The 1125-nt window shown below is 65.2% G+C and carries 1 protein-coding gene; it reads left to right on the top strand.

What is annotated here, in order from left to right; all coding sequences use genetic code 11:
- Nucleotides 1–179: 179 nt before the first annotated feature.
- Nucleotides 180–1109, top strand: coding sequence for a serine/threonine-protein kinase (locus V7116_RS16980; protein ID WP_324393148.1), 930 nt, complete (start codon nucleotides 180–182; stop codon nucleotides 1107–1109).
- The last annotated feature ends 16 nt before the right edge of the window (nucleotides 1110–1125 follow it).

The following is a 1125-nucleotide window of genomic DNA, read 5'->3' as shown; positions in this document are numbered from 1 at the left end:
TGCTGGCGCGCGGATACGCCATGGTGGCGCGCACGAGCGACGGCCACCGCGTGACGAGCGTGCAGGACGCGGCGGAAGGCACATCGATTGATATTACGTTACATGACGGGCGGCTCACCGCGACTGTACGCGAGCGCCGCCCCGACCAGCACTAAGATAGTGGGTGTTTGAAGACGAATATGAGCCAGAGTCGATTAGTGGCCTCGCGCTATGAATTAGGTGTGATGATCGGGCGGGGCGGCATGGGCGACGTCTACCGCGGCCTCGATACACACACCGGCCAGATTGTCGCCATCAAGCTGCTGCACCAGGATATCGTGGCCGATAACCCGTACCTGGTGGACCGCTTCCGGCGCGAAGGCGAAGCACTCAGGCAGCTCAATCACCCGAACATCGTCACGATCCTCGATACGGTCGAGGACGGCGACCGCCACTATCTGATCATGGAATACGTCGGCGGCGGATCGCTGCGCACCCTGCTGGACAAGCGCGGATCGCTGCCGGTCGAGCAGGTATTGAACGTCGCGCTGGATCTGGCCGACGCGTTGGCCCGCGCGCACCGCTTGAACATCATTCACCGCGATATCAAGCCCGACAACGTGCTGCTGACCGAAACCGGCGAGCCGCGCCTGACCGACTTCGGCGTGGCGCATTTGGGTGACCGCACCCGCCTGACGCAAACCGGATCGGTGATCGGCACGTACGCATACCTCAGCCCGGAAGCGTGCAACGGCCTGCCGCTCGACGAACGGACCGATATCTGGTCGTTCGGCGTGATGTTGTACGAAGCGCTGGCAGGCCAACCGCCGTTTAAAGCCGAAAGCACCGGGGCGATCCTGACGGCGATCCTGACCCGGCCCGCGCCCGACCTCAGCCGCCTGCGGCCCGACGTCCCGCCCGCGCTGGTCAGCCTGATCAGCCGCATGCTCGAAAAGGACCGCGACCGGCGCATCAGCAGCGTGCGGATCGTCGGCGCGGAACTGGAAGCGATGATTCGCGGCCTGGACACACCGGTGCGCGAGCAGGTCATGGGACCCGCCACGCCCCCCGGCCAGCCGTCACGCTTCGCCACGCCGCCGAGGCCGCCAAGAAGGCCGATTTGGTCATGATCCTTCTGCCGGACCA

The organism is Aggregatilinea sp., assembly GCF_036822615.1.
GTDB lineage: Bacteria > Chloroflexota > Anaerolineae > Aggregatilineales > Aggregatilineaceae > Aggregatilinea.
This window is presented reverse-complemented; position numbering and strand designations above follow the sequence as displayed.